A 12,212-nucleotide genomic window follows, 5' to 3' on the forward strand; every position below is an offset into this window, starting at 1 on the left:
TGCTCCTTTTTCAGGTCAGTGGTAGTAGCCAGGGCCGCGCAGGTTGATGTGTTCGTCGGGCAGTAGCGGCAGGTTTTGCTGGGACAGCGGTAGCTTTTCCAGCCCTTGGCGCAGGATCGATTCAAGGCTTTTGTAGCTGCACGCGCCCAGTGCCAGCGCTCGCTGGCAAGCGGCTTCCAGCCGCTCTTCGCCGTGCTGCTTGCTCAGGCGCAGGATGCCCAGGCAGGCGCGGAAGCCGTGCTGAGGATGGATTCGGCGCTCAAGGATGTAGGCGATAACGCCAGCGGTGTTAGGCCCGGTCTGCTCGGCCCAGCGGATCAGCCGTTGCGGTGTCCATTCGGCGTGCTCCCGGTGGCTCTTGGGCATGTGCTCGGTTTGGGTGGTGTGGCGGCCTTTGTGCAGCGAGCGCAGGTGACTGGCCACCCGCTGGTTGGCGTGGAAGCACTCGACGGTCTTAGCGGTTAGCCGCACTTCGAGTTGGTGCTTCACCAACTGGTACGGCACCGAGTAGTAATGGCCCTCGACCTCGACGTGGTAGTCGATGTGCACCCGCACCTTTTTCCATTCGGCGTAGATGTACGGATGTTCTGGTAGCGGTTGCAGTGCGGGTTGGTCGATGGTCTCAAAGGCCGAGCGGCGTGAGCCGGGCAGCTTCTTGAAGGGCTTTTGATTGAGGCGTTCGAGCAGCAGGCTGATTGCCGTGTTGAGTTCGCCCAGCGAGAAGAACTGGCGGTTGCGCAGCGCGGCGAGGATCCAGCGCTCGACGACTTGCACGCCGACTTCGACCTTGGCTTTGTCCTTGGGTTTGCGCGAGCGAGCAGGTAATACGGCGATGCCGTAATGCTCGGCGAGATCGCGGTAACTGGGGTTGATGTCGGGCTCGTAGCGATGCGCCTTGGTGACGCCGCTGCGCAGATTATCGGGCACCAGGATCTGCGATGTGCCACCGAAAAAAGCAAAACAGCGGGCGTGCGAGCCCAGCCAGTCAGGCAGCTTCTGCGACCAGGTGGCCTCGGCAAAGGTGTAGCTGGACGCGCCGAGAACGGCGACGAAGATCTGCGTTTGGCGGATCTCGCCGGTTCGCCGATCAATGACCGGTACGGTCTGGCCGGCGTAATCGACGAACAGCTTTTCGCCGGCACGGTGCTCCTGGCGCATGACCACGTCGACCTTGGCGGCCCAGAGGCGGTAGTGCTCGCAGAACCAGCTGTATTGGAAGCCTTGCGGGTGGGCGAGTCGGTATTCCTGCCAAAGCAGGGCCAGAGTTACGCCGGGGCGGCGTAACTCCCCGTGTACATGAGCCCAGTCTGGCACCGGCCTTTGATCGCTGGGAACGGTGGGCGGCGGCGGAAAAAGATGCCGTTGTAACTCGGCGTCAGTCAGCGCAGAGGGCCAGGTCAGGCCGCTGGCAGCAAAGCGATTGAGGTACTCACCGACGCTGGCTCGGCCTACTTGCAAGCTGCCAGCGACCTGGCGGGCAGATAGGCCGACCTCGAATTTGAGACGTAGCACTTCTCGAATTTTACGCATGGATAAACGCTCCACGACGACCTCTCTGCTTCGATAAAAGAGGTCGATGGTAGTGAATAATCCTGCGTTGCTGCCTGCCTTAAGGGTGGCCGGATGAGCGTGGAATGGGTGGCCGGATCATCGTGGAATCAGTGGCCGGATGTTTATGGAATAGGTGGCCGGATGGCCGTGGAATCCGCACGCAATGGCCATTCACCGGTCTGTCCAGAGTGCTTGGCCTCCGATGGATATGCTAAAGAGGCTTGGTCGCATTTGCTGGTCACAGCTTGCCCCACCCATGGCACTGTGCTGCTTGGAAACTGCCCGGACTGCGAGAAACCGCTCAGCTACCACCGACGGACGCTAGAGCTTTGTGACTGCGGGTACGATCTACGGCTTGCTGTTAGCGTCCACGCGTCAGAGTTCGCAACGAAACTATCCGCACTGATTGCTGATGCGGGTCTCAGCGAACACGTAGGGTTTACGGAGATCTGTCACCGCCAAGGATTCGAGCCGCTGTTGCCTGACTTCTTGACGCTACTTGCGAAGCACCAGGCTCAACGAAGCGGTTTGCCGATGGCTAAACCTCGCTTCAACAGTTCTTCACCTTTGCAAGATTCGCTGGTGATAATGCGTTGTCTGGAGTCGCTGCTGGGTGATTGGCCAGCACGTTTTGATGCGGCCATGCAAAACCAACTCTGCTCGGGCCATGGCGTTGGTCTAGCTGAACGGATTGGATCTTGGTACAGGGAGTTATTCAGCACCTACTCATCCTCCAGCTTTGATTTCGTTCGAGATCAGTTCAGGGCACAAGTGGCTGAACACTTTGACGGGCGCTTAGGGCTCAGTACGCGCGCGATGATGTTTGGGCCTGATAACGCTGAAGCGATGCATTGGTTCTCAGCGGCAGAGGCTGCGCGCTTGCTAGGAGTTGCTCCAGATATTCTGGCCAATCTAGTGATCAATCAAGCTGTGATCGGGAAGGTTCACCAGGAAGGCAAGAGTCGCTTTGTCGCCATTCACCGCTCTACGCTTGATCAGATCGCGTCAGCACGTGCTGAATACCTTTCCGCAACCGAGGCTCGCCGTCGACTGAATGTCTCAAAGGTATTTTTTGAGCGTTTCGTGCAAGCCGGAGGCCTCCGCCGGTACAAACGTGATGAGCGGCCTGTGTTAGTCGCGGGCGAATTTTTAGCTGCCGAGATTAACGCAGTTGTTGCCCAGTTGATTAAACGGGTGCGCAAGAAAGCTCGGGTTTCTCTCCCCATCGGAATTCAGGACGTTTCGGTAAGACACGGCATATCCAATGCCAAGATTGTCGCGGTGCTCCAGGACATTTTGCAGGGAACGATCTGCCCAACGGGGCATGTGCCAACTCTCCCTGGACTGGCAGGCTTACAGTTCGATCAGGCCGAAATCGAACAGCGTGTTCGAGACAACAACCCGGATGTCGCGCTCAGCATAGACCACTTGGCCCAGATATCAGGGTGGAAACCTGCAGTGATCAAAAAATGGATTCAGGGCGGATACCTTAATGCTGTCGAAGAGAAACATGGCAAAGCTAAGCGAGATGTAGTGCCTGTATCCGCGCTTGTTCGTTTTCTTCTGACATACGTTCCAACTGCTGAGATCTCTAAGCAGCTTGAGACCAAAACGCCCTATTTGCTCCAGTCCCTCCGGCCCGCGAAGATCGAATGCATTGTTCCGCCTCAGGAAGCAGGAGGAGCTCATCGTGGCCTGTTATTGCGGAGTGCTGACTTGGCACGCGGAGCTCAACTGCGTAAGCCCACTATCCGAGATTTGGCTAATCAAATGGCCCAGATGGATTTTATCCAGTGTTAGCCGCCTGTGCGACAACGTAACCGGCGCAAGCTGGCGCATGGAAAGTCTCAAATGCATTACCTCAGTGATGTGGTTGAAGTGCTTTATGGGCCAGGCCAGCCAATGTCTGGTTCCGAAATGAAGAACGATGAGGCGATTGCGTACGTCCGGCAACATTGTCCGCAGGCGCCTTTTTGCTTAGTCCGGGATTGGGTTTGGGTCGATTTGGATGTTAGCGATGTGCAGCGAGCAGATCTGCAAGAAGCTCGTTGTCAGCCCGTGATTTTATATGCCCACACCGTAATACATGACAGTACCGATCAGTGGAGGTGTAGTGACTTTGTTCGAACCTCACCGCTACACGTTTTCCAAGATGGGTTTCTCTTCAAGACGTGCCGCACGGTTTACGTGCTGCTAGGCGGTGGGATGTGCAAGGTTTCAGCGCCTGATGTCCTAGAGCGCATCCTCTAGAGCTGTATGAAATTGCTCGGGGCCTATCTAGCTGACCGAGTTGAAGGATGATCATCGACAAGTTTGCCCATGTCAGACGCCCCGACACTCAGTGACCGTTTGAGGAAAAAACGATGCGCATTCACCTGCTCTCCGATTTACACAACGAGTTTGAGCCCTACCTACCGTCAAAACTGGATGTGGATTTGGTGATCCTGGCCGGCGATATTGATATCAAAACCCGTGGGGTTGCTTGGGCCGGTAAAGCTTTCACCTGCCCTGTGCTGTATGTGCCTGGCAATCACGAGTACTACGGTGGTCATCTCACCAAGACGCTGGAGAGAATGCACTTGGCATGTGACAGTCATGTCCAGATTCTTGATCTCGAACAGGTCGTCATAGAAGGCGTCCGCTTTCTGGGTGCCACGGCGTGGACGGATTTTTCAGCTACCGGCAACGCTCCACTGGCATCCATAAGCGCCCAAAATCTAATGAACGATTTTCGGCAAATCCGTACCGAAAATTACCGGCGTATTCGGCCAAGTGACTTGGTTGAGAGGTCTGTGAATGCGCGAGAGTGGTTGTGGGCGAGACTGAAAGAGCCATACGACGGCGCGACGGTGGTGATCACACATCATGCTCCTTCGCTACGATCCCTTCAGGACAACCCGCATGCTGGTGGTCATATGGATGCTGCCTATGCAAATCGTTGGGAGCATCTCATGGGTAGCGATCGGGCCAATTTGTGGGTACACGGCCATTCACACACAGCGGTGGACTATGACGTTGAAGGCACCAGAGTGGTATGCAATCCCCGTGGGTATCCAAATGAAGATACCGGTTTCGATGCTGGTTTAGTGGTAACGGTTTAATCGAGGAGAGGTTCAGTGGATAGCCTTTCCCGCTACTCCAGATGCCGCCTGGCTCGGGCTTATAGCTGCTATTTTCCTGAGCTGGTTACGGCTTTTCTTACCAATGTGATCATCGTTTCATGCAGCGGATATGGCGTGATGTACCGGCATGTGAAGGCAAGTCGAGTAGGATACTTCCAAGACGGTCACAGGTTACGAACCTCTGACATTCTCCATGCACACCGCTATGGCTCGTTTTGGGCACTGCGGACAGTCAGCGGAAGCTTTTATGTGATTGCCAGTTTTCATCGTAAGGGTGGCCGACAGTCGCTGCAGACTTTCCTCAGGCTTCGTTCAAAGGGCATTCATCTGACGCCAGAGCGGTTGCAGTGACAATCATTCTTTCAAATTAATGATACCCGGTACCTACAACAGTACAGACGGGGAACCCTTGCGAAGAATCGACGGTAACCCGGTTCACGGGACGCGAACTGCGTCTTTCTCATTACCTGGAGGCATGCAGCGGATCAACGGGCCAACCGACCTATAGTGAGCCGTTGAGCGGGTCGTGGCCGAGAATTGCTTCGGCTGGCTCTGTGTCTTATGAGCCGCTTGCGTGCTCATTCAACGACCTGTCTGGCCGAGGCCAAAGATTTTATGCCGAATTATTAAAATCCAATAATTATTCGTGAGCCATAATTCCAAGACGGAATATCGGCTTCCACATTACGACGTGCGCCTAAGAGCCAGTGGATGATCCAATGTCCCTCCAACGAGGTATGTCGAATACGAATAGCATCTGGATACATCCGGTTGGCACCATCAACCCTCGGCGGTGGTGCTCTGTGAATCATCTTCGGGCCCGTTGTCTGCCCAAGGCAGTTCGGTCAACTCGGCAATGGACTGGAATTCTTTCAGGTACTCTGGTTGGTGCCGAGCTAACCACCGCACAACGGCAGCGTTGGCGAGAAGCTTGGTCAGGTAGCCTTTTATAACCGTCAAATGAAGGACATCAGGCCCATAGTCCTCTTCGACTGTCTTGATCTGCATCTGCAAGGCAGCTAGCTCGCGCTCCAAGCGTGCCATGGACTCCGCAGAAACCTGATGATCTTGAGAAGGCTTTTTTATCATCACGAGCTGGTCGGGTGGTGTGGCCGCTAATAGTGCTTTAGCAAGGAGAACCGATAGGTTTTTGTTCCCAATCATCAGTTCTGCTGCTTCGATTTGCCTTAAGGGTTTCATCTGCCGTAAAAGGTTAAATACATTGGCCGGGCAGTCCGTGTCACCCAAAAGGGCTACGACCTCTGCGCAAATACCATTAAGCAGGCGAAATCTCTGCCTGATGGTTTGCGGTGATAGCCCGAGGGCTTTACCAAGCCTTTCGGCTGACACGCCTCGTTCCATTGCTCGTACGATCATTTTGTTACTTTGGACAGCGGATAATCGGTTAGTACGTTTATTGTATGAATAAGTATCATCGTCAGTTGCTACCAAGCAATCTACTTTCAGCTCGCCTAAATCTTTGAGCACTTCAATGCGCAGATGGCCATCGAGCAGAAAATATTGTCCACTGGTGCCTGGTGCAGGTGTGACGGCTGGCGGCTCCACTAGTCCTACATCTTGGATAGAGGCAAGAATTTGATGGTACTTAGTACTCTCTTTGACCGCAGGACGTAAGACCTTCAGCGGCAGAATATTAATGATTTCGACTCGAACGCACTCATCCAGGAAAGCATTTTTGGGAACATGTGTTGGCTGTGTTTTATCTGGGCTTAATTTTCGGTTAGACATCACAAGCCTCCTCCATTCCATAGCCGAGCCTGTATCAGCTTTGGCATCGAATCTAGGTGTTCTGTAGAAAGTAGCTTTTCGAACTCACTGACGGCCAAAAGCTCTTTTATAGCTTGGATTGAGAAAACCACACGGTCGTGAGTAAATGCCGCCTTTTTCACCATTAAGCGCTGGCGCTCAGCTTCCCGCTCAAACAAATGTCTCAAGTCAGTTGGCGTAAGCCTTTTTTTCTTATTTTGACTAACGCCCAAAGGATTTCCGCGTACAAGCTTGTCCTTCTTGGCCCGGAGCTCCAGCAGGTGCCGTAGTTTGGTGATTTTCTTTCCTCTGATCCCTCGTTCGTAAGCGTCAGTGAGTAAATCCTGAATATCACTTTCGCTGCTCCGGGCTATATCTGTCGCCATGCTCAATGGGATCAGCCCGGTTTCAACCGCTGATAAGAGTTTTTCTTCACCTCGCTCAATTAGACCAACAATCATGTTGACCCATGAGGATGTACTGCCAATTATGGTTGCGATTTCCGCATCTGTTTTGCCTCGGCCTTTCAGGCGTCCCACTTCATTCATCAGGTCGATCGGACGATGCTGCCTTCGAGCGACGTTTTCCACCAAGCTCATGACAAGACAATCTTCTTCCGGCGCTTCTATCACGAACGCTGGAATCTCAGTGGCCTCCAGAGCAAGAAATGCTTCTAAACGACCTTGTCCGCATACAAGGTCATAGTAGAAAGGCTCCTGAGGTAAGACTTTGCGACTGAGAGTAATCGGGCGTTTGAGTCCTACTGTTTTGATGTTTTCGATAAGCTCGTGGTGGATTTTCTTGTTTCTCGTTCGCGGGTTAAGTATGTGAATTTCTGCGATAGGTATAAGTGCGATACGGTCGCGTGCGGTTGAGGGGACGGTCATCGACAAGCCTCCTTCAGAGAGCAACGGGCAGCAAGCCCATCAAGTACATCCAGCGTTGAGAAGCAGTAGCTGTCTATTAACGGGCTGTTTTCTTCGGCCATTTTCTGTGGCCAGGCGCCCATGTCTATAAGTGGAACGAGGTAATAGTCCCGGACTTGAAGGTTTGCTCGCTCCATGCGCACAGCAATGGTGATATCTGGTGCCAGGCTAATGTCGAATCTCAGTTTCCATCGAAGAGTGCCTGCCGGAGTTGAGTGGCAGCGGGCGATAACTACAGATGCCGTCCACTCACCGTTAACTTTTAATACGTCATTCTGAGCACTGATTTCTACACTCGCTCCAGCGTTTTCCAAGTGTTTTATTACGTCTTCAAAAACCTGTGGATGTAGTTGTCGTAGAGACCGATTGATATCCAAATATCGATAATCTCGGTCTGGTGCGTAACCGATGAGGGTATACGCGCGTAAAAGTCCGCCAAAACGACTTATGTAAACAGTGCTGGAGGGCATGTTGTCCTGCTCGTCAATGAGCATCCCAGATAATGATCCTGCCTGTTGAAGTAAAGCGCGGAGCAGTTCTAGCATTTGTGTATCATCTAGGCGGTGTGAACGCTGCAGGATGATTTCGCGAGCGCAGGTAAAAACCTCTAGTGAAACAATTCCTTGAAATGCGCCATCACAGCGTATCCACTTGTCGGGCGGGTTGCGGCTGCTACGTTTGCGTAGCTTGGATGATGTTTTGTTGTACACGTTGTTGCCAATATATTTCTCATTGGTCAGCACCTCGTGGACGCTGCTACGGCTCCAAGGACGATCAAAGTCGGTGAGCACGCCGTCAGCATTAAGTGCGTTAGCAATTTCGCGTTCGTTCATCCCGTTGTGGATGAATCGGTGATAGATGTGTTGAACGATTTCTATCTCAGCTTCAGGCCCAGGAATCAGGATGACCCTGTCCGTCTGAATGCTTTTTTGCTGCCCCCGCGACAGTTCTGCCTTGAACTCATTTTTCTCATCAATCAGAGCGCGGCGCAGTCCATACCCTGCGGGCCCGCCCTGATGGAAACCCTTTTCCACAAGGCGGCATTGGCCAGCGAAAACTTTTTGAGAGAGCTCGCGACTGTACTCTCCTGCCATTGAACGTTTAATACCTTTATAAATCGTTGCCAGAGGCGAACCATCGTTCTCGAAGGGCTCTGCGCAATACACCACCTGGATGCCGGAGCTGGTACAGAGGTATTCATAATGAGCGCTCTCGTCTGTGTTCTGGAAGCGCCCCCAGCGACTGACGTCATAAACCAGAATAATTTGGAAGTGAACATTTCCCGCCTGGACGTCATCGAGCAACCTACGCAGAGCGTCGCGGCCCCCGATGTCTAAGCCGCTTTTGCCTTCATCACGATAGGTTTTTACAATGTCCATGCCATGGCTCAGGGCGTAAGCATGAATAGCAGCCGATTGGTTTTCGGTGGAATAGCGCTGGTGATCAGTCGACATGCGAACGTATTCCGCAGCCGCTATCAAGCCTTCGGAGTAGTCTTCTAGTCTTTTTCGCATGGAAGGAGAGGACAAGGCAGGCCTCCTCTAGACCAGAAAATTCTGGCCCATTCTATTCAGCCTAGCGTTGCTTTATGACCTGATGGTGACAAGGCATTGAGCAGATGCCTGTCTGGTTACAAGGTCATGGGGTATCGGTTTGCTGACTCCTGCGGCTCAATTGCGATGCTTTTAAAAGACTGGTTTGGACTACAAAGCCAGTTAGCAATTGGGCTCGAAAAATGCCTGTTCCATGCTGAATGGAATCGTTGTAATCTTAGGGGAATTGCCAATTTGTCAATCGGGCTCATGCATTGAAGCCTTCCTTTATGTAGAAGGCTTAGTAGAGATGTAGTGCGGTCGGTGCGCGGGTCTTATGGCTTGCGGAAAGTGACAGTAATCTGCGCTCGTTTGACGGAAAATGACATTTTGTTTGACGCGTTCATGTCATTAATCTCGCCCAATTCTATCCTAAGTTGTTGATTTTTATCGCGTAGCGGATGACATCCATCTTGCCCGTCGACACGGGTGTAGGAGCTCACAAAAGCAGCTGACGTTTACACTATGCTGCTTTCGCCGCGCTACAAAAAGGCCAACCCCTGCGGGTTGGCCTTTTTTTGCCCGTATGTCCAGGAACGCGCGAGAGCTCTGCCAATTGGATTCACAACGAGAGTTGCCGTAGTAGCGTAAAGGCCTGCTTCATTTGGTCTTCACTGACGACGAACGCACGTAGCTGCCCTGCCATGTCCAGACCTTTGGCTATCAGCCCCTGTGCCTCAAGGCTGATCTGCCATTGCAAGTCCTTGCGGCTGGTTTCTCCGGCCAGGTGCAGCGGCATTTCCGGAGTCTTGACCTTCACCAGCATCGCCGGGAACTTAACTTCCTCATTCCCACCCAGCACATTACGCGCCAGGGTCATGGCGCTTACCTGAATAGGTTGCAGAAACGGCAGTAGCTTGCCCTGGATTTGCGCGCAATCGCCAACGGCGAATATGCGTGGGTCAGAGGTACACATGCGTTCATCAACTTCAATGCCACGGTCCACTCGTAAGCCAGCCTGTGTGGCTAACGTCGTATCGGGTTTCAACCCAATTGAGGCAACGATCACATCGGCGCTGATGTGTCGGCCGTTGGACAACGTCGCCAACAGGCCATCGTTTCTCTTTTCAATGGATACCAACGCCTGGTTAAACAGCATTTCCACACCCATCTGGCATAACCGGTGCTGCAGGCGGCTGCTCACCTCAACAGGAAGCAACGATGCGAGCAGGCTGCAGGACTTGTCCATCAGCACCACCTGCTTTCCGGCACGATTGATGTCCATGGCCAGTTCACTGCCAATCAAGCCGGCCCCGAGGATCAGTACGCGCTGTGCAGCCCGCAGTGCATGTTGTGCATGACGGTATTCCTGCTGGCTGTTCAGAGTCACCATCCACTCCCGCCCGGGAATCGGCGGAACCATGGCTTGCGCCCCCGTGGCGAGAATCAGTTGGTCGTAGCTGAATGCCTCATTCCCGGCGCTAACACGCTGGTTTTCGCGGTCAATCGCAGTGAGCTGGCAGCACGAGTTCAGGGTCAACCGATACATCTCGGCAAACTCTGCCGCAGGCTGGCGGGTCATGTCGTCGGCAGTCTGATTGAGACTGACGACGTGACTCAGGTCGGGCTTGTTGTACTCATCGCAACTGTCTGCAGCGATCAATCGAATGGGCACCGCTGCATCGAGCCGGCGCAAGTTCTTGACCACCTGACGAGCCGCGAAGCCGGAGCCCACAATGACGATTTCCCGGTTCATGTCGCCTCCGAAGGCAGCTCATCGAATACCGATTTACCCATTGAACATTCAGGGCACAGGAAGTAATCAGGCACATCACACCAGGCAGTACCGGCCTGCACATCCTGCATCGGCTCGCCGATCGCGGGGTCGTAAATCCATTGGCAAACACTGCAGCGCTTGCGCAGGCTGTTGTCCGCGATGGGGTCTGCCTGGGCAGTTGCGGTGGCTGCAGCGGGTGCGACATGTGCAGCCGTCGATGGATGCAGCGCCCATTGCCGAGCGATTTCGCGGCCATGAGCCCGGCAAACCTCAAGCGCGTCACCGTCCGGCCGCCACTTGGCTTTGAGCGCCAATGTGGTTTCAAAACCGGCGTCCATCAAGCGCGTCTGGATACGGTCTACCGCCCCGCCATTCCAGCCGTAACTGCCAAACGCCGAAGCCTTTTTGTCACGAAAACGCAGCCCGGTTATTTCCTCCAGCAGCGCGGCGACTTTCGGCATCATCACGTTGTTCATGGTGGACGAGCCCACCAAAACGCCTTTTGAGCGGAACACGTTGGTCAGAATCTCATTTTTGTCGTGGCGCGCGACGTTGAAAATCTTCACCGCCACACCTGGATCGACTTCGTGAATACCCTGCGCGATGGCATCGGCCATCATGCGGGTGTTGTTCGACATGGTGTCGTAGAACAGGGTGATGCGATCCTCCTGATAGTCCGCCGCCCATTCCAGATAGCGGTGCACGATCTGCGTCGGATTATCCCGCCACACCACGCCATGAGCGGTGGCAATCATATCGACCGGCAGGTTGAAACCGAGGATCTCGGTAATCTTGGCAATGACCAGGCGACTGAATGGGGTGAGGATATTGGCGTAGTAGCGTTGGCACTGTTCGAACAGTTCGTTTTGATCCACTTCATCATTAAACAGGTGTTCGTCGCAGTAATGCTGGCCAAAGGCGTCGTTACTGAACAGAACGGCATCGCCGGTCATGTACGTCATCATGCTGTCCGGCCAATGCAGCATCGGGGTTTCCACGAAAACCAGCTGTTTGCCATTGCCGACATCCAGGGTGTCGCCGGTATGGACGACGTGGAAATTCCACTCGGGATGATGGTGATGACCGTTGATCGAGTCCACACCATTGGCGGTGCAATAGATCGGCGTATTCGGGATCAGCGACATCAACTCTGTCAGCGCTCCTGCATGGTCCTCTTCCGCATGGTTGATGACGATACAGTCCAGCGTGTTCAGGTCGATTTCCATCGCCAGGTTCTGTATGAATTCCCGACTGAACCTGTGATCAACCGTATCAATCAGTACGGTCTTTTCTTCACGGATCAGGTAGCTGTTATAGCTGCTGCCTTTGTGGCATTTGTATTCTGTGCCATGAAAGTCCCGCACTTCCCAATCGCGCTGACCGACCCAATGAATGTTGTTTTTGACGTGAATTGACATGACCTACCTCGGTATAGAAATGATGTTCTACACCGAAGATGGCAACCTTCGTGCCACATAATAAACCGTTGATTTAAAAGGAAAAATAAAACAATGATTGTCAATATGACATTGGCCGA

The 12,212-nt window shown here is 53.5% G+C and carries 9 protein-coding genes; 3 read left to right on the top strand and 6 right to left on the bottom strand.

What is annotated here, in order from left to right; genetic code table 11:
* Positions 1-15: 15 nt before the first annotated feature.
* Entirely contained in the window at positions 16-1,530 is a 1,515-nt protein-coding gene (gene istA / locus MOQ67_RS01250; protein ID WP_041771204.1) for an IS21-like element ISPre4 family transposase, read from the bottom strand.
* A 93-nt stretch (positions 1,531-1,623) separates the two neighbouring features.
* On the opposite strand from istA, the gene MOQ67_RS01255 reads away from it, so the two are divergent.
* From MOQ67_RS01255 to MOQ67_RS01265, 3 genes are all read left to right on the top strand, one after another.
* The gene (locus tag MOQ67_RS01255) at positions 1,624-3,351 is read left to right on the top strand and encodes a TniQ family protein (RefSeq protein WP_448675802.1); all 1,728 of its coding nucleotides are present in this window, start codon (positions 1,624-1,626) and stop codon (positions 3,349-3,351) included.
* Positions 3,352-3,468: 117 nt separating this feature from the next.
* On the top strand, positions 3,469-3,801 hold the full coding sequence (locus MOQ67_RS01260) for a DUF6957 family protein (RefSeq protein WP_448675965.1): 333 nt from the start codon (positions 3,469-3,471) through the stop codon (positions 3,799-3,801).
* A gap of 113 nt (positions 3,802-3,914) precedes the next feature.
* Positions 3,915-4,652 (top strand): metallophosphoesterase, encoded by a 738-nt coding sequence (locus MOQ67_RS01265; RefSeq protein WP_448675803.1) that lies wholly within the window; start codon positions 3,915-3,917, stop codon positions 4,650-4,652.
* Between the two features lie 801 nt (positions 4,653-5,453).
* Here the strand turns inward: MOQ67_RS01265 and MOQ67_RS01270 are convergent.
* The 5 genes from MOQ67_RS01270 to norV form a co-directional block, all read right to left on the bottom strand.
* Positions 5,454-6,422, bottom strand: a complete 969-nt coding sequence (locus tag MOQ67_RS01270) for a plasmid partitioning protein RepB C-terminal domain-containing protein (protein WP_044295795.1) — start codon at positions 6,420-6,422, stop codon at positions 5,454-5,456.
* On the bottom strand, positions 6,422-7,327 hold the full coding sequence (locus MOQ67_RS01275) for a plasmid partitioning protein RepB C-terminal domain-containing protein (RefSeq protein WP_448675804.1): 906 nt from the start codon (positions 7,325-7,327) through the stop codon (positions 6,422-6,424). Before MOQ67_RS01275 ends, MOQ67_RS01270 begins: the two co-directional genes overlap by 1 nt.
* Entirely contained in the window at positions 7,324-8,880 is a 1,557-nt protein-coding gene (locus tag MOQ67_RS01280) for a recombinase family protein (RefSeq protein WP_448675966.1), read from the bottom strand. Before MOQ67_RS01280 ends, MOQ67_RS01275 begins: the two co-directional genes overlap by 4 nt.
* A gap of 640 nt (positions 8,881-9,520) precedes the next feature.
* Positions 9,521-10,654, bottom strand: coding sequence for an NADH:flavorubredoxin reductase NorW (gene norW, locus MOQ67_RS01285; protein WP_017848947.1), 1,134 nt, complete (start codon positions 10,652-10,654; stop codon positions 9,521-9,523).
* Positions 10,651-12,093 carry an anaerobic nitric oxide reductase flavorubredoxin gene (norV, locus tag MOQ67_RS01290; protein ID WP_104904203.1) on the bottom strand — a complete coding sequence of 481 codons (1,443 nt, stop codon included), beginning with the start codon at positions 12,091-12,093 and terminating at the stop codon, positions 10,651-10,653. Before norV ends, norW begins: the two co-directional genes overlap by 4 nt.
* Positions 12,094-12,212 lie beyond the last annotated feature (119 nt).

This window comes from Pseudomonas sp. LY-1, from assembly GCF_053502595.1.

What these genes read in the sequence shown, in the direction of transcription:
- MOQ67_RS01265 (WP_448675803.1), top strand. Translation starts at nt 3,915, where the DNA reads ATGCGCATTCACCTGCTCTCCGATTTACACAACGAGTTTGAGCCCTAC.
- MOQ67_RS01275 (WP_448675804.1), bottom strand. Translation starts at nt 7,327, where the DNA reads ATGACCGTCCCCTCAACCGCACGCGACCGTATCGCACTTATACCTATC.
- MOQ67_RS01270 (WP_044295795.1), bottom strand. Translation starts at nt 6,422, where the DNA reads ATGTCTAACCGAAAATTAAGCCCAGATAAAACACAGCCAACACATGTT.
- norW (WP_017848947.1), bottom strand. Translation starts at nt 10,654, where the DNA reads ATGAACCGGGAAATCGTCATTGTGGGCTCCGGCTTCGCGGCTCGTCAG.
- MOQ67_RS01255 (WP_448675802.1), top strand. Translation starts at nt 1,624, where the DNA reads ATGAGCGTGGAATGGGTGGCCGGATCATCGTGGAATCAGTGGCCGGAT.
- MOQ67_RS01260 (WP_448675965.1), top strand. Translation starts at nt 3,469, where the DNA reads ATGAAGAACGATGAGGCGATTGCGTACGTCCGGCAACATTGTCCGCAG.
- istA (WP_041771204.1), bottom strand. Translation starts at nt 1,530, where the DNA reads ATGCGTAAAATTCGAGAAGTGCTACGTCTCAAATTCGAGGTCGGCCTA.
- MOQ67_RS01280 (WP_448675966.1), bottom strand. Translation starts at nt 8,880, where the DNA reads ATGCGAAAAAGACTAGAAGACTACTCCGAAGGCTTGATAGCGGCTGCG.
- norV (WP_104904203.1), bottom strand. Translation starts at nt 12,093, where the DNA reads ATGTCAATTCACGTCAAAAACAACATTCATTGGGTCGGTCAGCGCGAT.